The sequence below is a fragment of the Mycolicibacterium wolinskyi str. Jessa 2025 genome, from assembly GCF_049241375.1.
Classification (GTDB): Bacteria; Actinomycetota; Actinomycetes; order Mycobacteriales; family Mycobacteriaceae; genus Mycobacterium; species Mycobacterium wolinskyi.
On record NZ_CP185960.1, the window covers coordinates 286,854 to 312,560 of the forward strand.

Sequence of the window (25,707 nt, forward strand, 5' to 3'; positions counted from 1 at the left end):
CGGGTCGGCAGCAGGAGGGTTGAGGATGAGGCGTGCGGTGAGTGTGGTGCGAGCGATTCTGCTGTCGGCGGTTCTGGCTGCCGGGTTGTGGACGGCGTCCACGGCCACCGGCGCGCCCGCGCGGGCCGAGGGCGTCGAGTTCCTGATGGTGCCGTCGGCGGCCATGGGCCGCGACATCCCCGTCGCGTTCCAGGGCGGCGGCCCGCACGCGGTGTTCCTGCTCGACGCGTTCAATGCCGCACCCGATGTGAGTAACTGGGTCAACGCCGGCCACGCCATGACGACGCTCGCGGGCCGCGGCATCTCGGTGGCCGCACCGGCCGGTGGGGCGTGGAGCCTGTACACGAACTGGGAGCAGGACGGCAGCAAGCAATGGGAGACCTTCCTGTCGGTTGAGCTGCCGGACTGGCTGGCCGCCAACAAAGGTCTGGCACCCAACGGGCACGGCGTCGTCGGCGCGGCCCAAGGCGGTACCGCCGCGTTGACGCTGGCAGCGTTCCACCCGGACCGGTTCCGGTTCGCGGGCTCGCTGTCCGGATTCCTGACGCCGTCGGCGACGACCCTCAACGGCGCGATCACGGCCGGGCTGAACCGGTTCGGCAACGTCGACACCAACCGCATGTGGGGACCGCCACAGTTCGGCCGCTGGAAGTGGCACGACCCTGACGTGCACGTCCAGTTGCTGGCCAACGCGAACACCCGGTTGTGGGTGTTCAGCCCGGGCACCCTCACCTGTAGCGACCCGGCCGCGATGATCGGCTACTGCGATCAGGCCCAGGGCAGCAACCGTGCGTTCTATCAGCATTACCGCGCGGTCGGCGGCAGCAACGGGCACTTCGACTTCCCGTCGGCCGGGCAGCACGACTGGGGTAGCTGGGCGCCGCAACTGGCGCTGATGTCGGGCGAACTGGTCGCCACGATCCAGTAGTTGACGCGAATCACCTGCGCCGGGGCACTTTTGGGCAGCCGGTACGGTGGAGTCGTGCAGCACACGGTACGGTCGGCCACCCCGGCCATTGCGACGGCCCTCGCGGTGTCGGCTGCATCGCTGCTCACCGGGTGCGATGCGGGCAGCGACATCATGGCGCCGCTGGCTCTGCCGAGCTCGCAAATCAAGGACACGCAGGCGCAGTCGGGCGTGTTGCCGTCGGTTGCCGCGTCGCCGCAGCAGGGCCGTAACGGCCAGCTCGTCGTCAGCAGCCAGCAGCAGGCGTATCTGGATGCGCTGCGCGAGGCCGGGGTCAACCCGTCCAGTGACCTGCTGGCGCTGTCGATCGGGTCGCATGTGTGCCAGGCCCGGGCTGCCAAGCAGAATGATCAGGCGGTGTGGGATTTCGTACTGCCGCTGGTGCGCAGCGATGTGCGCACCGCCCATTCGGGGGACGGGGGAGTGGAGGTGCCCGGCGAGGTCGACGCCGCCACTTCCGACTACATCCGCATCGCAACCGAACGACTCTGCTAGCAGGAGCACTAACAATTCATGGCAAAGAACGCTCGGCGTAAGCGCCACCGCATCCTGGCTCTGATCGCCGCCGGGGCGATGGCGCTCGTGGTGGTCCTCGTGGTGGCCATCGTGGTGGTCGTGATGCGGCGTCCGGAGACGCCGTCGGCGCCGCCCAGCGCCCAGCCGCCTGCCGGGGTGCCCGCGCCGCCGACGACCCGCAAGCCGCGTCCGGAGTTCCAGTCGGCGGACTGCCCGGACGTGATGATGATCTCGATCCCGGGTACCTGGGAGTCCTCGCCCACCGACGATCCGTTCAACCCGACGCAGTTCCCGCTGTCGTTGATGTCGAACATCAGCAGGCCGATGGCCGAGCAGTTCCCGCCCGAGCGCCTGCAGGTGTTCACCGTGCCCTACACCGCGCAGTTCCATAACCCGTTTTCGGCCGACAAGCAGATGTCCTACAACGACAGCCGCGCCGAGGGCACCCGCGCCACGGTCAAGGCGATGACGGACATGAACGAGCGGTGCCCGCTGACGAGTTACGTGATCGCCGGGTTCTCGCAGGGCGCGGTCATCGGCGGCGACGTCGCGAGTGACATCGGCAACGGCCGGGGGCCGGTCGACCAGGATCTCGTGCTGGGCGTGACGCTGATCGCCGACGGCCGCAGGCAGATGGGCGTTGGCCAGGACGTCGGCCCCAACCCCGTCGGCCAGGGCGCCGAGATCACGTTGCACGAGGTTCCGACGCTCTCGGCGCTGGGTCTGTCGATGACGGGTCCGCGTCCCGGCGGGTTCGGGGCGCTCAACGACCGCACGTTCGAGATCTGCGGTGCAGGTGATCTGATCTGCTCGGCACCCGAGGAAGCGTTCTCGATCCTCAATCTTCCTAAGACTCTGGAGACGTTGTCAGGCAGCGCGGCCGGCCCCGTGCACGCGCTGTACAACACTCCGCAGTTCTGGGTCGAAAACGGCCAGACGGCCACGCAGTGGACGCTGAACTGGGCCAAGGGCCTCGTGGAGAACGCGCCGCATCCCAAACACGGATGATGCGCGCGCCGGATTTGGTCGGGACTAGTAAGTTCCCTTAACATTAAGAGAAAAGTAAGAGCACCTCGCACGCGAGGAGATGGCCAGCCGGGATCTGCTGATCGGTGAGCACAGATCCGCAAGCCCGGTACGATGCTCCGGGTTTGGGTACGTTCGGCCGGTCGAGTGGCTGCGACGCACCGCGAATTACGTGCGACAACGCGATGAGTGCGGCTCTGACAGGAGAGTGATATGCCGTTCCACAATCCGTTCATCAAGAACGGACAGATCAAGTTCCCTGACGGCAGCAGTATCGTCGCCCACGTCGAGCGTTGGGCCAAGGTGCGCGGGGACAAGCTCGCGTACCGATTCCTCGACTTCTCCACCGAGCGTGACGGTGTGGCGCGCGATCTGACCTGGGCTCAGTTCAGTGCCCGCAACAAGGCGGTGGCCGCGCGGCTGCAGCAGGTCACCGAGCCGGGTGACCGCGTCGCGATCCTGTGCCCGCAGAACCTCGACTACCTCGTCGCGTTCTTCGGCGCCCTCTACGCAGGCCGCATCGCCGTCCCGCTGTTCGACCCGTCCGAGCCGGGCCATGTCGGCCGCCTGCACGCGGTGCTCGACAACTGCCATCCGTCGGCGATCCTGACCACCACCGAGGCCGCCGAGGGCGTGCGGAAGTTCTTCCGCAGCGGCCGGCCAACCAGCGGCCGCGGGTGATCGCGGTCGACGCGGTGCCCGATGACGTCGCGGCGACGTGGATCAACCCGGACGAGCCGGACGAGACCACGATCGCCTACCTGCAGTACACCTCCGGGTCGACGCGCATCCCGACCGGTGTGCAGATCACGCATCTCAACCTGGCCACCAACGTCGTCCAGGTGATCGAGGCCCTTGAGGGCGAGGAAGGCGACCGCGGCCTGTCCTGGCTGCCGTTCTTCCACGACATGGGCCTGATCACGGCGCTGCTGGCGCCCATGATCGGCCATTACTTCACGTTCATGACGCCTGCGGCGTTCGTGCGTCGCCCCGAACGCTGGATCCGCGAGCTCGCCCGCAAGGAAGGCGACACCGGCGGCACCATCTCGGTGGCCCCGAACTTCGCGTTCGACCATGCCGCGGCCCGCGGTGTGCCGAAGGAGGGCTCGCCGCCGCTCGACATGTCGAACGTCAAGGCCGTCCTCAACGGCAGTGAACCGATCTCGGCGGCCACGGTGCGCCGGTTCAACGAGGCGTTCGGCCCGTTCGGCTTCCCGCCCAAGGCCATCAAGCCGTCCTACGGCCTGGCCGAGGCCACGCTGTTCGTGTCCACCACGCCGTCGGCGGAAGAGCCGAAGATCATCTCGGTGGATCGCGACGCGTTGAACTCCGGACGCATCGTCGAGGTGGACGACGATTCGCCCAAGGCCGTCGCGCAGGCGTCGGCGGGCAAGGTCGGGATCGCCGAGTGGGCGGTCATCGTCGACGCCGAGTCCGCCACCGAGCTGCCCGACGGCCAGATCGGCGAGATCTGGATCAGCGGCCAGAACATGGGCACGGGCTATTGGGGCAAAGAGCGCGAGACCGTCGAGACCTTCCACAACATCCTCAAGTCGCGCACCAGCCCGTCGCACGCCGAAGGCGCGGCCGACGACGCCACCTGGGTCCGCACCGGTGACTACGGCGCCTTCTACGACGGCGACCTCTACATCACGGGCCGCGTCAAGGACCTCGTCATCATCGACGGCCGCAACCACTACCCGCAGGATCTCGAGTACTCCGCGCAGGAAGCCAGCAAGGCAGTGCGTACCGGGTACGTCGCGGCGTTCTCGGTGCCGGCCAACCAGCTGCCCGACGAGGTGTTCGAGAACGCGCACTCGGGCCTCAAGCGCGACGCCGACGATACGTCCGAGCAACTGGTGATCGTCGCCGAGCGGGCCCCCGGCGCGCACAAGCTCGACGTCGGACCGATCACCGACGACATCCGCGCCGCGATCGCCGTGCGTCACGGCGTCACGGTGCGCGACGTGCTGCTGACCGCCGCGGGCGCGATCCCGCGGACCTCGAGCGGCAAGATCGGCCGCCGCGCCTGCCGCGCCGCCTACCTGGACGGCAGCCTGCGCAGCGGCAAGGTGGCCAACGCGTTCCCGGACGAGACCGACTGATCTGACTCCCACCCGACCGGCGGCTTGTGCCGCCGACTGGCAAAGGTGACCTGAAAATGGATGAAACACAGAACGATTCGAATCTTCCAGAGGCCACCGAGCCTGCGGCTGCGCCGGCCTCGCGCCCGGACATGAGCGTCGCCGAGATGCGCGAGTGGCTGCGCAAGTGGGTCGCCAACGCGACCGGGCAGTCACCCGACGCGATCGACGAGTCCACCGCGATGGTCGAACTCGGCCTGTCCTCGCGTGACGCGGTCGCCATGGCCAGCGACATCGAGGACCTCACCGGTGTCACGCTGACCGCCACGGTGGCGTTCCGTCACCCGACGATCGAGTCGCTGGCCACCGTGATCATCGAGGGTGAACCGGAGGTCGAATTCAACCCCGACGACGAGGACTGGTCGCGTGACCGCGATGTCGAGGACATCGCGATCGTCGGCGTCGCAACCCGCTTCCCCGGCGACCTGAACAGCCCGGACGAGATGTGGGAGGCCCTGCTCGCCGGGAAGGACTGCATCACCGACCTGCCCGAGGGCCGGTGGGAGGAGTTCCTCGACGAGCCGCGCATCGCCGAGCGGGTCGCCAAGGCCCGCACGCGCGGCGGATACCTGTCCGACATCAAGGGTTTCGACTCCGAGTTCTTCGCGCTGTCGAAGATGGAAGCCGACAACATCGACCCGCAGCAGCGCATGGCGCTCGAGCTCACGTGGGAGGCGCTCGAGCACGCGCGGATCCCCGCGTCGAGCCTGCGCGGCACGAGTGTCGGTGTGTACATCGGCAATTCGACCAACGACTACAGCTTCCTGGCGATGAGCGACCCGTCGGTCGCGCACCCGTACGCGATCACCGGTACGGCGAGTTCGATCATCGCCAACCGCGTCTCGTACTTCTACGACTTCCGCGGGCCCTCGGTGTCGGTCGACACCGCGTGCTCGAGTTCGCTTGTGGCCGCGCATCAGGGCGTGCAGGCGCTGCGGGCCGGTGAGGCCGACGTCGCGGTCGTCGGCGGTGTCAACGCGTTGATCACACCGCTCGTGACGGTCGGTTTCGACGAGGTCGGTGGCGTGCTGGCGTCCGACGGCCGGATCAAGTCGTTCTCGTCGGATGCCGACGGCTACGCGCGTTCCGAGGGCGGCGGCATGCTGATTCTCAAGCGCGTCTCCGATGCCCGCCGCGACGGCGATCAGATCCTTGCGGTCATCGCGGGCAGCGCGGTCAACCACGACGGCCGGTCCAACGGCCTGTTGGCGCCCAACCCCGACGCGCAGGCCGAGGTGCTGCGCAAGGCCTACAAGGACGCCGGCATCAATCCGCGCGACGTCGACTACATCGAGGCGCACGGCACCGGCACGATCCTGGGCGACCCGATCGAGGCCGACGCACTGGGCCGCGTGGTCGGCCGTGGCCGCGCCGCCGACAAGCCTGCGCTGCTGGGCGCGGTGAAATCCAATGTGGGCCATCTGGAGTCGGCCGCGGGTGCGGCGAGCCTGGCCAAGATGACGCTGTCGCTCGCCAACGACAAGCTGCCGCCGTCGATCAACTACGCGGGGCCCAACCCCTACATCGACTTCGATAAGGAACACCTCAAGGTCAACGACACCGTCTCGGATTGGCCGCGCTACAGCGGGCACGCCATCACCGGTGTTTCGGGCTTCGGCTTCGGCGGCGCCAACGCCCACCTGGTGCTGCGTGAGGTGCTGCCGAGCGATCTCGTCGAGCCCGAGCCCGAACCCGAAGTGTCCGAGGACAAGTCGGCCTCCGGCGATGCCAACGCCGTTTACGTGGGCGGTGTGCGGATGGACGAGTACGGCGAGTTCATCCACGACGACGAGGAGTCCGGCGATGGCGACGGCTACCCGTCCTACGACGAGGCCGGCCACGAACTGCCCGGGCTGACCGACGAAGCCAAGCGCCTGCTCGAGGTCGCCCGCGCGGAACTCGAGGCGGCTGAGGCGGCCGAGCCGACGAAGAAGGTTGTCCCGCTCGCTGTTTCGGCATTCCTGACCTCGCGCAAGAAGGCTGCGGCGGCTGAGCTCGCCGACTGGATCGACAGCGCGGAAGGCCGCGCGTCGTCGCTCGAATCGATCGGGCGGTCGCTGTCGCGGCGCAACCACGGCCGGTCCCGCGCAGTGGTGTTGGCCCACGACCACGACGAGGCGATCAAGGGCCTGCGCGCGCTGGCCGAGGGCAAGCAGCATCCGAGCGTGATCACCGCCGACGGCCCGGTGACCAACGGACCGGTGTGGGTGCTCGCCGGATTCGGTGCCCAGCACCGCAAGATGGGCAAGAGTCTCTACCTGCGCGAGCCCGTTTTCGCCGAGTGGATCGACAAGGTCGACGCGTTGATCCAGGACGAGCGCGGCTATTCGATCCTCGAGCTGATCCTCGACGACTCCGTCGACTACACCGACGCCACGTGCGAATATCCCATCGAAGTGGTCCAGTTGGTGATCTTCGCCATCCAGATCGCGCTCGGTGAACTGCTCCGCCACCACGGCGCGAAACCCGCTGCGGTGGTGGGCCAGTCACTCGGTGAAGCGGCCGCGGCCTACTTCTCCGGCGGCCTGTCGCTGGCCGACGCGACGCGCACCATCTGCTCGCGTGCCCACCTGATGGGTGAGGGCGAGGCGATGCTGTTCGGCGAGTACATCCGGCTGATGGCGCTGGTGGAGTACTCCGCCGACGAGATCAAGACGGTGTTCTCCGACTACCCGGACCTGGAGGTGTGCGTCTACGCGGCACCGAACCAGACGGTCATCGGCGGTCCGCCCGACCAGGTCGACGCGATCATCGCGCGCGCCGAGTCGGAGGGCAAGTTCGCCCGCAAGTTCCAGACCAAGGGCGCCAGCCACACCCAGCAGATGGATCCGCTGCTCGGCGAGTTGGCCGCCGAACTGCAGGGCATCGAGCCGAAACCGCTTGAGACGGCGTACTTCTCGACCGTGCACGAAGGCCGCCTCATCCGCGCGGGCTCGGAGCCGATCCATGACGTGGACTACTGGAAGAAGGGGCTGCGCCACAGCGTCTACTTCACGCACGGCATCCGCAACGCCGTCGACAACGGCCACACCACGTTCCTCGAGCTCGCGCCGAACCCGGTGGCGCTCATGCAGGTCGGGCTGACGACGGCGTCGGCGGGTCTGCACGACGCGCAGCTCATTCCGACGCTCGCCCGCAAGCAGGACGAGGTCGCCTCGATGATCTCGGCCATGGCACAGCTGTACGTGCACGGCCACGACATCGACTTCCGGACCCTGTTCCCGCGCCGGTCGACCGGGCTGGCCGGGGCGCTGGACTTCGCCAACATCCCGCCGACGCGGTTCAAGCGCAAGCAGCACTGGCTCGATGCGCACTTCACCGGTGACAGCTCGGCGGTCATGCCGGGCAACCACGTCGCGACGCCGGACGGCAAACACGTGTGGGAGTACGTGCCGAAGGGTGCCGCCGATCTGGCCGCGCTCGTCAAAGCCGCTGCCGCGCAGGTGCTTCCGGATGCCAAGCTGACGGCGTTCGAGCAGCGCGCGGTGCCCGCCGATGGCGCGCGGCTGGTCACGACGCTGACGCGTCATCCCGGCGGTGCGACCGTGCAGGTGCATGCGCGCATCGAGGAATCCTTCACGCTCGTCTACGACGCGATCGTGACCCGTGGCGGTGCCGCGGCGGCGCTGCCGACCGCGGTCGGTGCCGCCACCGCTGCCACCGAGGTCGCCGCGGTTACCGAGCCCGAGCCCGAGCAGGATGCCGAAATCCTGCACGACAACCTGACATCCGGAGCCGGCATGGGCGCCGAGTTCCAGAAGTGGTCACCGGATTCGGGTGAGACCGTCGCGCAGCGGCTCGGCACCATCGTCGGCGCCGCAATGGGTTACGAGCCAGAGGACCTGCCGTGGGAGGTGCCGCTGATCGAGCTCGGTCTCGATTCGCTGATGGCGGTCCGCATCAAGAACCGTGTCGAGTACGACTTCGACCTGCCGCCGATCCAGCTGACCGCGGTGCGCGACGCCAACCTCTACAACGTCGAGGAGCTCATCAAGTACGCGATCGAGCATCGCGACGAGGTGGATCAGCTCGCCGAGTCCCAGAAGGGCAAGACGGCCGAGCAGATTGCCGCTGAGCAGGCCGAGCTTCTCGGCGGGGCGTCGAGTGTCGCCGAGGTCGAGGCCAAGCTCTCCGAGGCCGGGCATCCCATTGCCGCGGACAAGGCGGCCGAGTCGCCTGCCGACGACGGGGAGTTGAAGCTCGAGATCCCGCCGCCGCCAACTGATCCCAGCGGCCCGGCAGTCCCGCCGCCGCCGACGGATCCCTCGGGCCCGTCCGGCCCGAACAAGGCGACCGCCGCCGCGGCTGCCGCCAAGGTGCTGACCCAGGAGGCCGTTACCGAGGCACTCGGCGCCGACGTGCCGCCGCGGGATGCCGCCGAGCGGGTCACGTTCGCGACGTGGGCGATCGTCACCGGCAAGTCGCCGGGCGGCATCTTCAACGAGCTGCCCGCGATCGACGATGCGACCGCGACCAAGATGGCCGAACGCCTGTCGGAGCGTGCCGAGGGCATCATCACGGTCGACGACGTGAAGTCGGCCAAGACCATCGAGGAGTTGTCGAGCACCGTTCGCGATCAGCTCGAGGAAGGTGTGGTCGACGGGTTCGTCCGCACGCTGCGGGCGCCGAAAGAGGGCTCGTCGCATGTCCCCGTCTTCGTCTTCCATCCGGCGGGCGGGTCGACGGTGGTCTATGAGCCGCTCATGAAGCGGTTGCCTGCCGACACCCCGATCTACGGCATCGAGCGCGTCGAGGGCTCCGTCGAGGAGCGCGCGGCCGAATACGTGCCGAAACTGCTGGAGATGCACAAGGGTCCGTTCGTGCTGGCCGGCTGGTCGCTCGGTGGGGCACTGGCTTACGCGTGTGCGATCGGGCTCAAGCAGTCCGGCGCCGACGTGCGGTTCGTCGGGCTGATCGACACGGTGCGCCCCGGCGAGCCGATCGACCAGTCGAAGGAAGGCATGCGCGCCCGCTGGGACCGCTACGCGCGGTTCGCCGAGCGTACGTTCAACGTCGAGGTGCCCGAGATCCCTTACGAGGAACTGGAGAAGCTCGACGACGAGGGCCAGGTCAAGTTCGTCCTCGAGGTCGTCAAGGAGAGCGGTGTGCAGATCCCCGGCGGGATCATCGAGCACCAGCGCACGTCCTACCTCGACAACCGCGCGCTCGACACCGTGGAGATGAAGCCCTACGACGGGCATGTCACGCTCTACATGGCCGACCGCTATCACGATGACGCGATCGTGTTCGAGCCCGCGTACGCGACGCGTCAGCCCGATGGCGGCTGGGGCGAATACGCGTCGGACCTCGAGGTTGTGCACATCGGGGGTGAGCACATCCAGGCCATCGACGAGCCGTACATTGCCAAAGTGGGTGCGCATATGAGCGAGGCGCTCAACCGTATCGAAGCTGAGAGCGAGCACAAGTGACGAACAAGACCACTGCCGAGCTGCTGGCCGAACTCCGCGAAAAGCTCGAACTGGCAAAGGAACCCGGCGGTGAGAAGGCCGTCGCGAAGCGGGAGAAGAAGGGTATCCCCAGCGCGCGGGCCCGCATCCACGCACTGCTCGATCCTGGCAGCTTCCTGGAGATCGGCGCGCTCTGCAAGACGCCCGGCGATCCCAACGCGCTGTTCGGCGACGGCGTCGTCACGGGCCACGGCACGATCAACGGCCGCCCGGTCGGCGTGTTCAGCCACGACCAGACGGTGTTCCAGGGCACGGTCGGCGAGATGTTCGGCCGCAAGGTCGCCCGGCTCATGGAGTGGGTGGCCATGGTCGGCTGCCCGATGATCGGCATCAACGACTCCGGTGGCGCGCGCATCCAGGACGCGGTGACCTCGCTGGCCTGGTACGCCGAACTGGGCAGGCGCCACGAACTGCTGCGCGGCTTCGTGCCGGAGATCTCGATCATCCTCGGCAAATGCGCAGGCGGAGCGGTGTATTCGCCGATCCAGACCGACCTCGTGGTCGCGGTGCGCGACCAGGGCTACATGTTCGTGACGGGTCCGGACGTCATCAAGGACGTGACGGGTGAGGACGTCAGCCTCGACGAGCTCGGCGGCGCTGACGCCCAGGCGCGGTACGGCAACATCCACCAGGTGGTCGAGGACGAGAAGGCCGCCTTCCAGTACGTCCGCGATTACCTGAGCTTCCTGCCGGCCAACACTTTTGACGACGCACCGATCGTCAACCCTGGCCTGGAACCGGAGATCACGCCGCACGATCTCGAGCTCGATTCGATCGTGCCGGACGCCGACAACATGGCCTACGACATGCACGAGATCCTGCTGCGCATCTTCGACGACGGCGACGTGTTCGACGTGGCTGCGCAGCGCGGGCAGTCGATGATCACCGCGTTCGCGCGGGTCGACGGGTATCCGGTCGGGGTCATCGCCAACCAGCCCATGCACATGTCGGGCGCCATCGACAACGAGGCTTCGGACAAGGCGGCCGGGTTCGTCCGGTTCTGCGACTCCTACAACCTGCCGTTGATCTTCGTGGTCGACACCCCCGGCTTCCTGCCCGGTGTCGAGCAGGAGAAGGGCGGCATCATCAAACGCGGCGGCCGGTTCCTCAACGCCGTCGTGGAGGCCGACGTCCCGAAGGTCACCATCACGATCCGCAAGTCCTACGGTGGCGCGTACGCGGTGATGGGCTCCAAGCAGCTGTCGGCGGATCTCAACTTCGCGTGGCCGACCGCGCGTATCGCGGTGATCGGCGCCGAGGGCGCGGCGCAGCTGCTGGTGAAGCGCTTCCCGGATCCAACCGCGCCCGAGGTGCGCAAGATCCGCGACGACTTCATCAAGGGCTACAACGAGAACATGGCCACGCCGTGGATCGCGGCCGAGCGCGGATTCATCGACGCCGTCATCCAGCCGCACGAGACCCGGCTGCTGCTGCGCAAGTCGCTTCATCTGTTGCGCGACAAGCAGAAGCACGGCCGTGTGCAGCGCAAGCACGGCCTGCTCCCGATCTAGCCGTTTGCGGTGGGCGTTCTTCCCACGCCGTTACTCACAAGCGTGTAATTCGCCTGCGCTGCCGCTGAGCTGCGGTGTCGGCGCACCGCCGGAAAACGATCCACAAGTTCTCCACAGCTCTGGCGGGTTGGCTGGGCGCACGGGCCGCTAGAGTGCTCTGGAGTGACGGCGAAGGGGGATCGCCCATGAGCGCAGCGGTCGTGGTCGGCGGCGGGCCGAACGGGCTCGCGGCCGCAATCACGTTGGCGGTCAACGGTGTCGAGGTCACCGTCCTCGAAGCCGCGGACACGGTCGGCGGCGGAGTGCGCTCGAGCGAGGGCATTGTTCCCGGCCTGATCCATGACGACTGCGCGGCGATTCACCCGATGGCCGTCGGATCGGCCTTTCTCGCGGGCCTGGACCTGCAGCGCCACGGCTTGCGGTGGCGCTGGCCCGACATCGACTGTGCGCACCCACTCGATGGCGGTGACGCGGGGCTGTTGTACCGCAGCGTCGACGACACCGCCGCGGGTCTCGGTTCCGACGGCGCACGGTGGCGCATGTTGTTCGGCGGCCCGTCCGCGCGTTTCGACACGCTCGCCGACGACATCATGGGCCCGCTGCTGCGGATACCCAAACACCCGCTCGCACTGGCCCGGTTCGGTGCGCCGACGCTTCTGCCCGCAGCGGTGTTCGCCCGGGCGTTCCGCACGCCGCGGGCGAGGGCTTTGTTCGGCGGCGTTGCCGCACATACCTTCCGGCCGTTGCACTACCCGATGACGTCGGCGATCGGGCTGGGCATCATCACGGCCGGGCACCGGCACGGCTGGGCGGTTGCCGAGGGCGGATCGCAGTCGATCACCGATGCGTTGGCGGCCGCACTGGCCGATGCCGGCGGCAAGGTGCAGACGGGCGTCCGGGTCGCGTCGGCCGCGGATCTTCCGCCCGCCGACATCACGATGTTCGATCTCACGCCGACCGCGGTCGCAGACATTCTCGGCGACCGGCTGCCGCGCCGCACCGCCCGTGGTTATCGCCGGTTCCGTTACGGTCCAGGCGCTTTCAAGGTGGACTTCGCGCTAGAAGGCCCGGTGCCGTGGACCAACCCGCACGTCGGCCGCGCCGGGACGGTTCACCTGGGCGGTGACATCGACGAGATCGCGGCGACCGAACGCGACATCCACGCGGGCCGCATGCCGCAGCGCCCGTTCGTCCTGGTCGGCCAGCAGTACGTGGCCGATCCGGGCCGCTCGGCGGGCGACGTCAACCCGGTGTACGCCTATGCCCATGTGCCGCATGGCTATACCGGTGACGCCACGGACGCGATGATCGCTCAGTTCGAGCGGTTCGCTCCCGGCTTCCGCGAGCGGATCGTCGGAACCGCCGTGCGCTCGACCACCGAGATGTCGGTGTACAACGCCAATTACGTCGGCGGTGACATCTGCACGGGCGCCAAGGACGTCAGACAACTCGTGTTCGGCCCGCGTCCCACGCTGAGCCCCTACTCGGTCGGGTTACCGGGCACCTATATCTGCTCGGCCGCCACCCCGCCGGGCCCGGGTGCCCACGGTATGTGCGGTGCGAACGCGGCGGCGCAAGCGTTGAAGTACCTGCGCACCCGCTAGATCTCATGCCTCGACCGTACGGGGCTACGGACCGATCCGGATGCGGCCCGGCTTGTACAGCCCGCTGTGGGTGGACTCACCGAGTTCGATCTGGGCCGGCTCGGCGTCGACGATCGTGTCGAACCTGCGCAGTGAGCCCCAGTCCTGGCCCCAGTCGTTCGACAGGTACGTCGACATCACCGAGGCCCGCAGCAGCAGGTCGGTGATGCCCAGCAGGCCGCCGTTGATGCCGTCCTGCCACGTGTCGGTGCTCTGCAGCTTGGCGTAGTAGTCGGGCGAGATCCGGAACTTGGGTATGTCGGTGACGCCGTTGGCGTGCAGCATGGGCTGCTGGCACGGGAACGCGAGTCCGACCGCCCAGTCCATCAGCACGGGCTGCTCGGAGCCGATGTACTCCTGCACCGACCGCACCTCGGGCACGCGCGGCGGTGTGACGGCGATCCAGTCCCCCTGGCTCAGCGACAGGTCCTCGGCGATCACGCGTACCGCGACCGCGTCGGTGGGGATCTCGGCGCGCGGGTAGCGCAGGTTGCGCCAGGACGGCGTGGGGCCGACGTCGAACGGTTTGACCCGGCCCGCGGGCACCGGAGCACCGTCCGGCCCGCGGCGGGCGTATTCGAGTTCGACGGTCTGAGCGGTCGTCAGACCCTCGGCGACACTGGTTCCCGTGATCGTGCCCGCGGCCGTGATCACCACGAGGGGGTGGGAGTCGTCGGGTGCGGGCAGCTCATACCACGCCGAGGCGAGCTTGCTCTCCTGCTGTGCCCCAAGCGAATACGTGCCTGCGACCGGGACGCGTGCCGGGTCGAGGCCGTAGGGCAGCGGCACGGTGGAGCCGTTGATGCCTGGCGTGTCCAGCTTGATGGACTGGTTCCAGTCGTAGTCGGTGCCGGGCTGCGGGTTGTTGAGCCTGATGGCCTCGGCGATGATCCGGTCGGGAACGCCGTTGGGGGAGAAGCCTGCCGGGTTCTCGCCGCCCAGCGGCCCGAGCGGACCGTAGTTGCCCGGCATCGCCTGCAGGAAGCCCGAGTTGGAGTCCGGTTCGACCAGGACGTCGTCGGCCAGGCCGCAGCCACCCGCGAACGCGCGGATGTTGGCCCACCCGTTGGAGTAGGTCGGGTATTGACGCACGACGCCGATCACCATGGACGCGATGAAGACGACGACCATGAAGCCGGCAGCGATCGGGACGGGCGCGGCGGTGAGCCGGTCGACCAACTTGGAGTCACCGCGGTCGGTCAGGTGGATCCAGAACGCCCACAGCGCCGCGATGGCCGACAGCGCGAAGAAGACCGCACTGACCGTGACACCGCCGAACTCGGGCACCGAAGTGTTGAACGGCGCACCGAAGTTCGAGACGTACCACCAGCCGTTGGTCGACGCGAAGCAGAACGCCAGCACGAAGAACACGAGCGCCAGGAACGCCATCCGGTTTCGCGCCGACCTCAGCACGGCCGGTGAGACCAGCACGGTGGTGAGTGCCGCCATCGCACCGCCCACGGCGGCGAACAGCCCGAAGTGGTGAATCCACTTGGTGGGCGTGAACATCAGGAAGAACATGGTGGCGAAGATGATGCCCATCAGCCGCCACGCCGGGCCTCGTGCCACACCGGCGACCCGCTTGCGCCGCAACATCATGAACAGCGACGGGAACAGGCACATCGCGGTGAACACGAATGCCACGCGCCGTGAGATCGCGCCGTCGGTCGTGGGCAGGATCAGGTAGTAGTAGCGCAGGTTCTCGGTCCACCATTCCTGGCTGGGCCCGATCGCCGTGCGAATCCTGGTGGCTTCCAACACCGTTGCCAGCGTCTGGTCGGCGAACACCACGGCCAGGATCACGGTGCCCGCGGCCAGCAGCGGTGCGACGAGCGGCCACGTCCCGACCATGCGGCGCCGCCGCATCAGGATGCGCAGGATCGGCCTGCCGCCCGCGAGCAGCGCCGCGACGGCGATCAGGCCGGTCGGTTGGATGCCGAGGGTGAACGCGGCCGTCGTGATCGCGAGCGCGGCCGGGCTCAGCCGGCCCGAGGTGACGGCACGTTCGATCAGCACATAGGTGATCAGCGCGCCCGTCGCGATCTGGCCTTCGGGCCGAAGACCGTTGTTGAACGGCATCCACGCGCCCAGCAGGACGAGGCCGGCGGCCCACAGCGCGGGCCTGCTGCCCGACACGGCGGGCCCTAGTCGCGGCACCACCTCACGAGACAGCAGCAGCCAGCAGACCAGGGCGCAGACGAGGTCAGGCAGCCGGATCCAGATGCTGGCGTCGCTGATATGGGTCATCAAGGCCAGCAGGTTGTAGTACCAGCCGAACGGGTCCTCTGGGCTGCCGAACCAGCGGAAGTAGTTGGCCATGTAGCCGGCATGGTCGGCGGTGCGCGCCATCTGCAGGATGTAGCCGTCGTCGGACGAGTTGGCGCCGATGACGTACCACGCCAGGAACCCGCCGACGACGACGCCGTCGACCGCGGTGAGGGTGCGCCAGCGGGTCGGGATCAGCCGGTGCATGCGGTGACCGTCGAGCTGGTCAAGACGCCACAGGGCGAGCAGCGCGATGACGGTCGAGACGATCGCCAGCAGCATCGCCGCGAGCTTGAGCGGCGTCGGGTGGGTCGTGAACCGGGTGTCGATCTCGGCCGATACCGAGAGCCCTTGTGGCGCAGCGCCGGTCAGGTCGGTGAACACGCCGACGATCGCGGGGCGCAGGTTCGGGTCGGCGTAGCCGGTGCGTTGCGGAGATCCGTCGGCCTTGTTCAGGCCGACGAACTCGGCGTACGTGCCGTCGGTGCTCGACGTGATCTCGATGCGCTGGCAGGCCGGGCCGGCCACGCGGTCGCGGGGCACGCTGGCCACCGGGACGTTGCGCACGATCACATCGACGCGCGATTCCGAGACGTTGACGAGCATCGCGTTGAGCGCGGCGTCGCGGCCCTCCTCGGGTGCGGTGCCGAACACGAGGCCGCCGTCGGCGGGCATGTCCCGGACCACCGAGCACGGCACCGTCGCGCGCAGGCTCACCGGGGCCTGGGTGATCAACGGCGCCGTGACATTGGCCAGTTGTCCCTGCTGTGGCCAGTTCAGCGTCGCCGTGGTCTGCGTGACGGGCAGCAGCGGGACGGCCACGGCGAGCACGAACCCGAGCAGGCCTGCGATCGTGGCGACCCAGCGCGCGATCTTCACGTCTTTCATCACGGCAGCGCCCTGATCGGTCCGCCGCGACTCCAACCGAACACTCGCGTCGATCCTTCCTCGATGACGGCGTTGGGCGCCCGATCCTGCGGCACCACCCGGATGTAGCGCTCGAGCGAACCCCAGTCGCGATACCAGTCGTCGCGCAGATACGTCGGGATCGCCTCGGTCCGCAGCAGCGCCTGGATGAACAGGAACGGCCCGCCGTCGGCGGCCGACTGCCACTGGTTGGACGAGGCCACCATCTGCTTGAAGTTCGGGATGATGCGGTACTCCGGTAGCTCGGCGACACCGAGACGTTCGGCGAACGGCCGCTGGCACGGGAAGTTCGCGGCGGTCGCGATGTCCATCAACACGGGCGTCTGGCTGCCGAGGAACTGCTGCGCGGTCTGCAGCACCGGCACGCGCGGCGGCGTGAAGGCGAACCACTGGTCCTCGGACAGGTTCGGGTCGTCGGCGACGATGCGGGCGACGTTGGCCTCGGGCGGCGCCGTGGTCAGCGGGAAGCGCAGGTTGCGCCACGCCTTCTGCTGGAAGATGTCGATCGGTTGCACCTCGTTGAGCGCCTGGTAGGAGCCGTCGGGCCGGTGCACGCCCCACTGCAGCTTGAGCGACTGGCCGTAGTTGAACGACCCGTCTTCCTCGTAGTACCAGATCGCGCCTGCCGCGGCGACGGTCACGAGCGGCCGGTCCGGTGTGCGCGGCGGCAACTGGTACCAGGACGACGTGGCCTTGGCGGCCACGGTGTTCTCGTCGAAGCTGCCCATCACGGGCGTGCGCTTGGGGTCGAGACCGAACGGCAGGAACACCCGCGATCCGTTGACGCCCTCGGGGCCGTAGCCGCCGCCCGTGCCCGCGGTGTAGCCGATGCCGATGTTGGGTTTGTCGACCGGGCCGTCGGAGTTCACGGTGCCGGGGTTGGCCGCGACGGGTTCGGCGGGCTCGAGCGTGTCGCTGACGCCGTTCGGGGTGAATCCGACGGGATCCTCACCGCCGAGCGGGCCGTATTCGCCGAACCGCTGCCCGGGGACGGGCTGCAGCATGCCCGCGTTGGTGTCGGCCTCGACCAGTACGGCATCGGCCATGGCGCAACTGTCCTCCGACAACCCCGACCGCAGCGCCGCCAGGTTGGCCGCGCCGGTGGTGTAGACGGGGTAGCGGCCGACCGTCGCCTTGAGCATCGAGCCGAGCTCCAGCACCACCATGATGGTCGCCACGATGAGCAGCGGGGTCGACGCCAGCGCGCGGTTGCGCCCGGTGTCGGCGACCTCGGTGTGCCCGGCGTAGTCCATCCGGAAGTGCAGCCAGCCGGCGAGCAGGCCGCCCGCGATCGCGAGCACCAGGAAGATCGTGGTGACCGGGAAGCCGACGATGACGGGCTGCTTGTCGAACCACGGCACGCCGTAGTTGCCGACGTAGAACCAGCCGTTGAGGCCCGAGGTCGCCCAGGCGAGGATGAACAGCAGCGCGGTGACGTACAGCGCCAGGTTGCGGCGGCTGTGCAGGCCGACCCGGGCGAACGCGAAGGCCGTGACACCGCCGAGCGCACCCGCCAGGCCGGCGAAGGCACCGAACTGCACGGCCCACTTCGTCGGGGTGAGCGTCAGCAGCAGCAGCCCGATGGCTGTCGTACCGGCGAGCCGCCACACCGGTCCGCTCACGGCACCGGGCACCCGGCCGCGGCGCAGCAGCACCATGATCACGCCGAACACGCACAGCAGCAGCACCAGCACCGCGAACCGGCGGGTCAGCGAGCCGTCGACACTGTCCTCGACCGTGAGGAAGTAGTACCGCAGGAATTCCTGGTACCAGGGGATGGTCGGCCCGACGACATATTTGATGCGCACCGATTCGGCGACGGTGGCGAGCGTCTGGTCGCGGAACACGATCACGAAAACCAGCGCCGCCGACGCCGCGAGCGGGGCAAGCGAGGCGAGGATCCCGTCGCGGGCGCGGCGCTCACCGACGATGCGCCCGATCGCGCGGGCGCCGACGAACAGCGGGGCGAGTGCGATCAGGCCCTGCGGCGCGAGGGTGACGGAGAACATCGCGATGACGATCGCGATCGCGGCGGGCCACAGCCGCCGGGTGCCGATGGTGTACTCGACGAGCATCCACACCGCGACGACCGCGAACGCGATGAGCGGTTCGGGCCGCAGGCCGTTGTTGAACGGCAGCCACGCGGCGAGGAACGTCGCGCCCGCCGTCAACACCGCGACGCGGTTGGCCGCGACGCGCCTGCCGATTCTCGGCAGGACGGCGCGGCTGATGATGAGCCACGTCGCGATCGCGGCCGCGGTCGCGGGCAGGCGCATCCAGACGCTGTCGGTGCTGATCGCGGCGAGGTGCGCCAACACGCTCTGATACCAGTCGAACGGGGCTTCGGTGGCGCCGAAGTACCGGTAGTAGTTGGCCGAGTAGCCGGCCTCGGCGGAGACGCGAGCGATCGTGAGGTTGTAGCCGTCGTCGGAGGACAGGGCGCCCACAACGTGCCACGCGAGCAGGCCGCCGATGACGCCGGCGTCGGTCAGCCAGGTCCACAGGCCGACCCGGCGGCGGCTGCGCGGCGGCCGTCGGCCGGATATGCGGTCGAGCAGGAACAGCGCCACGATCGAGGCGATCACACAGCCGACGCCGAGCACCATCACGAGCAGCTTGAGCGCGCCGGGTGAGGTGATGAACCGCGTATCGACGTCGACCCGCGCGGACAGGCCCGGCTGCGGCGCCACGGCCAGATCGGTGAACAGGCCCGACACCTGCGGCCGCTTGTCGACGGGCAGGGTTCCGGTCGCGCCGGGGATGCCGACGAAGTCGGCGCCGACGGCCCCGACGTTGGCCCACACCCGGATCTCGCTGCATGCGCCGGAGTTCACCGCGTCCCTGGGGGCGACCGCGGCGACGGTGTCGCGGAATGCGACGTAGACGACGTCGGCGTTGGCGCGGACGAACATGCCGTTGCGGCCGGCTTCGATACCGCCCGCGGGGTTGGTGGAGAACACCACCCCGCCGTCGGCGGGCAGCGTGGCGACGGTGCGGCACGGGATCGCGACGTCGAGCGCTTTGGGCGCCCCCGCCACGAGCGGCGCGGTGACGTCGGTGATGTTGCCGTCCGCCCCGGTGCCCTGCGGCCACAGGACCGTCGCGGTGGTCTGCTCGACCGGCAACAGCGGAACCAATCCGCACAACAACACACCAGCGATGCCGGCGATGACGGCGATCAGGCGTGCGATGCGGGACGGCTTGTTCGCTGCGCTGTCTGCTGTTCGCTCACGCTGTTCATCGCCCGGCACGAGGGTCGATCGTAGGCGACCCACATGTGAAGACCGGTTTCCCCTGCCGACCCGGCTCAGCTCAGCCGCAGCGGCGCGGGGCTCCACAGTCCGCTGCGCGTGGCCGTCCCGAGGTCGAGGCGGGCCGGTTCGGCATTCGGGTACCACGGCGTCAACCGCTGCAGCGAGCCCCAGTCACGGAACCAGTCGTCCTTGAGATAGGTCGGCACGCTCGATGGCCGCAGTAGCAGTTCGGAGATGCCCAGCGGGCCGCCGCCGAGGTAGTCCATCACCGGGGAGTTGGCCTCGGCGCCGAACCGGTCCGGCAGGATCCGCCACTTGGGCACCTCGGTCACGCCGTACTGGTGGCCGAAGGGCCGCTGGCACGGGAACGCCAGGCCGACGAGCCAGTCGAGCAGCACCGGATCGGATGAGCCGACCACTTCCTGCAGCGTGCGCAGTTGCGGGATGCGCGGCGGCGTCAGCGCGATCCAGTGTTGCGGTGCGAGGTCGTCGTCGGTGGCCACCAAGCGGATCTGGGTGGCCTCGCTCGGGATGGCGGCCAGCGGCGCACGCAGGTTGCGCCAGGCCGGGGCGGCGCCGACGTCGGCGAACCCGATGCCGCCGCCCGGTTTGTTGGCGGCGGCGCCCTCGTCGGTGGCCCACTGGACCACGACCTCGCCGGGATCGAAGCGTCCGGCCGCCGCGACCACGAGCAGCGGTCCGGCCTGGTCGCGATCGGGCAGCCGGTACCACGCCGAGCGCATGACCGCGGGCTGCTGGGTGCCCGCCCGCCAGCTGCCGAGCACGGGTGTGGTGGCCGGGTTCAGGCCGTAGGGCAGCCGGGCGCGGGATCCGTTGACGCCCGCGGCCGCGGTGGTCCCGCCCTCGGTTCCCACTTCACTGCCGGTGACGGTTTCGGAGTCGGTGTCGGCGAAGTTGTCCGAGCCCGGCTGTTCCATCACGGGGTCGGCCGAGACGTCGGACGGTATGCCGTTGGGGCCGAAGCCCTGCGAGATGACCGCGCCGAGCGCCTCGCCGGGTGGTTCGCCGATGGGCGTCAGCATGCCCGCGTTGGCGTTCTCCTCGACCATGACGTCGTCGGCCAGCCCGCAACCCTTGCCGGTGAGCGCTTCCAGGTTGGAGCGGCCGACGGACCAGGCGGGGTACTGATTGGTCATCGCGAGCGTCAGCGACACCACTTCGAACATCACGAGCACCCAGGCCGCGATCGCGAGCGGGGACTGCAGTATCCGTTGCCACCGGCGCTGCGGGCCGTCCGGCGATTTGTCGCGCCCGCTGAAGTGGAACCACGCCGCGCCGAGCAGTGCCAGCACCGCGAAGCCCAACAGGATCGTGGTGAAGCCGAACTTCCATTCGGGGAAGGAGTTCGACCACGGCACACCGAAGTTCGACACGTACCACCAGCCGTTGACGGTGGCGAACGACAGTGCCATCACGAACAGCACCGCGGCGGCGAACATCGACCGGTTGCGCCGGGATTTCATGGCCGCGGCCATCACTGCGACGGCGGCCAGCGCGCCGAGCGATCCGGCGAGCCCGGCGAACACGCCGAAGTGGTGCGTCCACTTGGTGGGGGTGAACATCATCGCGAAGAACGAGATGATCGTGATGCCGACGATGCGCCGGCTCGGCCCGGCCGCGGTGCCGGGTATGCGCCCCTTGCGCAGCGACATCGCGACCGAGACGGCAAGCGCCAGAAGCAGAGTCAAGACCGCGAACCGGCGGGCCACCGAGCCGTCCGGGCTCGTGGTGAACAGGCGCGAGTAGCGGATGTGCTCGTCGAACCACGCCAGGCTCGGCCCGACCGAAGACTTGAAGGTGCTGGCCTGGATCTCGCCGGCCAGGGTCTGGTCGCGGAAGATCAGGATGATGGTCACGGTGCAGGCCGCGAGGATCGGGGCCAGCAGCGCCAGGTAGCCGAACCGCGAAGTATGGCGGGCCACAATGGTTTTCAGCGGTCCGACGGCGACCAGCAGCGCGCCGACGGCCGCGATGCCGGTCGGGCCCGAGAACAGCGTGAGCGCGCCGATGATGATCGCGATGGCCACCGGGAGCATGCGGTTGGTGGCCACACCGCGCTCGACCGAACACCAGGTCAGCAGGATGCCGAGCGCGATGATGGGCTCGGGCCGCAACCCGTTGTTGAGCGGCAGCCAGAACGCCAGGAACATGCCCGCGGCCGTCCATGCCGCGGCCCGGTTGACCTTCACCGCGTGGCCGAGGCGCGGCAGCACCTCGCGGCTGATCACCCACCAGCACGCGAGCGCCATCACCAGGGTGGGCAGCCGCATCCAGACGCTGTTCGTCGAGACGTGCGCCCACAGCGCCAGCAGGTCGTAGTACCAGCCGAACGGCGCCTCGGGGGTGCCGAACCAGCGGTAGTAGTTCGCCATGTAGCCGGCGTGCTCGGACACCCTGGCCATGGTCAGGATGTAGCCGTCGTCGGAGGTGTTCGCGCCGACGAAGTGCCACCACACCAACACCGCGGTGACGAGCCCGTCCAGCGGCGTCATCGACCACCAGCGCGGCGGCAGGAACCGCCGGTGCCGTACCCCGTCGGCGGTGTCGAGCACGTGCAGCGCGCCCAGCGCGATGATGGTCATCGCGACGCCGATGATCATCGCCAGCATCTTGAGCAGCGTGGGGGCGCTGCTGTATCTGGAGTCGATCGTGGCCGAGAACTTCAGACCGTCCGGCGCGGGCCCGGACAGGTCGGTGAAGACGCCGACGATCTGCGGGCGGAAGTCATAGCCGCCGCGCTCGCCGCGCAGCGGTTCGCCCGGATCGTCGTCGTCTGGGCCTTGGGTGAGACCGACGAACTCGCCGGTCACCTTGTCGGCGTGGGCCGTGAAGGTCAGGTACTGGCAGGCCGGGCTGAGCACCTGGTCCAGCGGGGCGCTGACCACCGGGGTGTTGCGGACGATGACCAGCAGATCGTTGTTGACCCGTTCGATCAGCAGACCGCGGTCGATCGCCTTCGGCGCCTGCTTGGGCACCGTCGACAGCAGCACCGACCGGCCGCGGTCACGCGGATCGGCCAGGCCGGCCGCCGCCTGGCACGGCACGGTGATGGTCAGGTCGGTCGCGACGTAGCCGATCAGCGGTGCGTTGACGCTCTGCCAGACGCCGTTCTGCGGCCAGTTGAGCTGGGCGGTGGTCTGCTTGACTGGCAGCAGCGGCGTCGCCACCGCCATCAGCACTCCGAGCAAACCCGCGACAATCGCGATGAGCCGGGCGGTCCGGTGATTGCTGCCCCGTTCGATCACGGGCTTTGATGCTAATGGCGCGTCGGTGCCGGAACTAATGGCCATCGGGAGTGGGCTTCCTGATCGCGAGCACGAACGGCCCGATGTCGGATACCTCGAAACGCGGATCGTCGAACAGCGCGGAGTCGAGCTGCACGTGATAGCGGCGCACGTTGGGCTGGTTCGGGTACACGTCCGAGGCCAGCCGCAGCGTGTAGGTGTCGTTCGCGCCGTGGCGCATCAGAAACACGGTCGGCGGCGCCCACGGCAGTTCGTCGAGCGCTTTGACGAACTGGTCGGCGTCGCTCAGCGTGGCCCAGCCCTCGATGGCATCGGCGCGCTTGTCGAATTGGGCGAGCGGGTTGGCGTAGTGCGACGTCAGACCCTGAAAACCGTAGTAGGGGTAGAAGGACAGGAAGCTGTAGTCGGCTGTGAGCACCACGGTCTGGTTGCGGGGCACGCCGGTGACTTCGAGGATTTTCGCGTCGATCTCGCGGTAGTAGCGCTCGGCGCCGGGTGGCCGCCGGTCGGCGCGCTGGCCGGTGCCGTCGGTGTCGGTGTAGGCGACGTTGATGTCGGGCCGCAGCACGTCGGGGATGTCCTGGCTGAAGGTGACCGCTCCGATGGCGCCCACCGCCGTCGCCGCGAGGACGACGCGGCGCCCGGTCTCTGGCCGATAGCGCCGGGCGATCGCCAGCGTCGCCTCGATGAACCCGAACGCCCCCGCGGCGGTGAGCAATACGGTCAGGGTCGGCTGCAACCGGAACGACAGCAACGTCGTGCCCACGAGCGTCGTGAGCATCGACAGCAGTGACCACGCGTACACCGCGAGCACGGCGATGGCGAGCGCGCCGGCCCGCGTCGACGTGCGCGCCCGGACCACGAGCCACAGCGTGCCGACCATGCACAGTGCGCCGAGCAGCGTGAAGCTCAGCATCGGGAACGTCAGCTGTGCACCGGCGTCGGGCAGGTAGTGCTGGGCGGTTCCGGTCTCTGCGGGCTCGCCGCGCAGCGCGGCCAGCAGGTAGGGCGCCCAGGTGAGCAGCGCGATCAGCCCGGAGATCACCGCGATGACCGCGAGCCGCAGCAGCGGTTCGATGCTGCGGCGGGAAACGGCCAGGCACAGCGCCATGATGGTCACCGTGAACGCGGCGTAGCCGAGCAGCAGGGTGTAGAAGAGCGCGGCGACGCCGAGGAAGATGCCGACGCCGACGATCGCGGCCCACCCGCCGCTTCTGCTCTTGCCCCGCAGCCCGGACCACGCGAGCACGAACACCGGGGCCAACAGCACCGTGATGATCGCGGCGTACGGTTCGGCGGGCGAGTAGGCCAGCATCGCGGCGGTGCTCGCGGTGGTGACGATCAGCGCGTACTCGAAGCGGATCATCGCCGCCCACAACACGAATGCGATTGCGACGGCGATCGTGATCGACACGATCGCCCATGGCTTGAACATCTCCCACGCCGGGGTGCCGGTCGCGGCGGCGATGCGGCCACCCATCCAGAACCAGCCCGCCGGGTAGTACGGCGGCAGGCCGATGTAGGTCATGTCGTGCAGGCCGGGGGTGTCGGCGAGCCGCGTCAGGTACTCGGTGCGGAACTGCTGGTCGACCGATACGCCGAACAGATAGAGCTTGGTGGCACCGAGCGGCATCGCGATCGTCACGACCGAGAACGCCGACAGGAAGATCAGCGCGAACAGCCGGGCCAGGGTCCGGCGGCCTCGCCGCCAGATCAGTCCGGCGGCGAACAGGCCTGCCAGGCAACCGAACTGGCCCAGGGTCGTGAGCGCGTGCAGCTGGTTGGAGGTGTTGTAGGCAGGCCATTCCACGCGGGCGATCGCCGCGATCGCCACCCCGGCCACCGCCGAGGAGATCAGCACGGCGATCAGCATCTGGCCGAGAGCCCTGCCCGCCGGCGCTGCCCCCATCAGATCGGAAGCTTGCGGAAGATGGGTCGCGGGATGTGCCGCAACACCATCATCACGTACCGGAACGCGCCCGGGGCCCACACGAGTTCTTTGCCTTTCGCCGCCGACGTGACGGCCAGTTCGGCGACGTACTCCTTGTCGACGGTCAGCGGGGCTTCCTTGACGTGGGCGCTCATGCGGGTGCGCACCTGGCCGGGCCGGATGACGAGCACCCGGACCCCGAACTCCCGCAGTGCCTCACCGAGGCCGAGGTAGAACCCGTCGAGCCCGGCCTTGGTCGAGCCGTAGACGAAGTTGGATCGGCGCACGCGCTCGCCTGCCGCCGAGCTCATCGCGATGATCTGGCCCCAGCCCTGCTTGCGCATCTTCTCGCCGAGCAGCACGCCGACGGAAACCGCTGCGGTGTAGTTGATTTCGGCGATCTGGACGGCTTTGCGCTGGTTCTGCCACAGTTCCTCGGCGTCGCCGAGCAGGCCGAACGCCACGATCGCCACATCCACATCGCCACCGGAGAAAGCCTTCTCGATCACGGCGGGGTGACTGTCGGTGTCGACGGCGTCGAAGTCGATCACCTCGACCGAACTGGCGCCCGCGTTGCGCATCTGCGCGGCGGCGTCGTCGCGGCCGGGATCGTCGGGCAGCGCGGCCAGCACGACTCGGGCCGAGGCATTGCGCAGATAGCGCGCACAGATCGCCAGCCCGATTTCGGAGGTGCCGCCGAGCAGCAGGATCGTCTGGGGGTTACCTACGGCGTCGAACACCATCTAGTGCAGCTCCAAGCCTCGGGGACATCGTGACGAGGGTACCGTGC

Annotated in this window: 11 protein-coding genes and 1 pseudogene; 7 read left to right on the forward strand and 5 right to left on the reverse strand. The window is 68.7% G+C overall.

The window, feature by feature from the left end:
* The first annotated feature begins 25 nt into the window (after positions 1-25).
* The 7 genes and pseudogenes from ACOI2T_RS01525 to ACOI2T_RS01555 all read left to right on the forward strand — a co-directional run bounded on the left by ACOI2T_RS01525 (position 26) and on the right by ACOI2T_RS01555 (position 13,236).
* Positions 26-928 carry an alpha/beta hydrolase-fold protein gene (locus tag ACOI2T_RS01525; RefSeq protein ID WP_067855081.1) on the forward strand — a complete coding sequence of 301 codons (903 nt, stop codon included), beginning with the start codon at positions 26-28 and terminating at the stop codon, positions 926-928.
* A 54-nt stretch (positions 929-982) separates the two neighbouring features.
* On the forward strand, positions 983-1,462 hold the full coding sequence (locus ACOI2T_RS01530; RefSeq protein ID WP_409504200.1) for a DUF732 domain-containing protein: 480 nt from the start codon (positions 983-985) through the stop codon (positions 1,460-1,462).
* A gap of 18 nt (positions 1,463-1,480) precedes the next feature.
* Positions 1,481-2,491: a carboxylesterase Culp6 gene (gene culp6 / locus ACOI2T_RS01535; RefSeq protein ID WP_085144536.1), complete on the forward strand. Its 1,011-nt coding sequence runs from the start codon at positions 1,481-1,483 to the stop codon at positions 2,489-2,491.
* Between the two features lie 231 nt (positions 2,492-2,722).
* Positions 2,723-4,614, forward strand: a pseudogene (gene fadD32, locus ACOI2T_RS01540) (long-chain-fatty-acid--AMP ligase FadD32).
* A gap of 56 nt (positions 4,615-4,670) precedes the next feature.
* Positions 4,671-10,082: a polyketide synthase Pks13 gene (gene pks13, locus ACOI2T_RS01545; protein ID WP_409504201.1), complete on the forward strand. Its 5,412-nt coding sequence runs from the start codon at positions 4,671-4,673 to the stop codon at positions 10,080-10,082.
* Positions 10,079-11,632 (forward strand): acyl-CoA carboxylase subunit beta, encoded by a 1,554-nt coding sequence (locus tag ACOI2T_RS01550; RefSeq protein ID WP_067855090.1) that lies wholly within the window; start codon positions 10,079-10,081, stop codon positions 11,630-11,632. Before pks13 ends, ACOI2T_RS01550 begins: the two co-directional genes overlap by 4 nt.
* 185 nt (positions 11,633-11,817) lie before the next feature.
* Positions 11,818-13,236, forward strand: coding sequence for a phytoene desaturase family protein (locus tag ACOI2T_RS01555; RefSeq protein ID WP_409504202.1), 1,419 nt, complete (start codon positions 11,818-11,820; stop codon positions 13,234-13,236).
* A gap of 24 nt (positions 13,237-13,260) precedes the next feature.
* Here ACOI2T_RS01555 and ACOI2T_RS01560 read toward each other — a convergent pair whose 3' ends face one another.
* From ACOI2T_RS01560 to ACOI2T_RS01580, 5 genes are read right to left on the reverse strand one after another with little or no spacing between them, the layout of a single operon-like run.
* Complete coding sequence (locus ACOI2T_RS01560; RefSeq protein WP_409504203.1) at positions 13,261-16,428, reverse strand: arabinosyltransferase domain-containing protein; 3,168 nt, start codon at positions 16,426-16,428, stop codon at positions 13,261-13,263.
* Positions 16,428-19,718 carry an arabinosyltransferase domain-containing protein gene (locus tag ACOI2T_RS01565; protein ID WP_409504204.1) on the reverse strand — a complete coding sequence of 1,097 codons (3,291 nt, stop codon included), beginning with the start codon at positions 19,716-19,718 and terminating at the stop codon, positions 16,428-16,430. The genes ACOI2T_RS01560 and ACOI2T_RS01565 overlap by 1 nt, the downstream gene beginning before the upstream one ends.
* Before the next feature lie 56 nt (positions 19,719-19,774).
* Complete coding sequence (locus ACOI2T_RS01570; RefSeq protein WP_085144532.1) at positions 19,775-23,032, reverse strand: arabinosyltransferase domain-containing protein; 3,258 nt, start codon at positions 23,030-23,032, stop codon at positions 19,775-19,777.
* Positions 23,022-24,896: a galactan 5-O-arabinofuranosyltransferase gene (locus ACOI2T_RS01575; protein WP_409504205.1), complete on the reverse strand. Its 1,875-nt coding sequence runs from the start codon at positions 24,894-24,896 to the stop codon at positions 23,022-23,024. Before ACOI2T_RS01575 ends, ACOI2T_RS01570 begins: the two co-directional genes overlap by 11 nt.
* The gene (locus ACOI2T_RS01580; protein ID WP_409504206.1) at positions 24,896-25,660 is read right to left on the reverse strand and encodes a decaprenylphospho-beta-D-erythro-pentofuranosid-2-ulose 2-reductase; all 765 of its coding nucleotides are present in this window, start codon (positions 25,658-25,660) and stop codon (positions 24,896-24,898) included. Before ACOI2T_RS01580 ends, ACOI2T_RS01575 begins: the two co-directional genes overlap by 1 nt.
* Positions 25,661-25,707 lie beyond the last annotated feature (47 nt).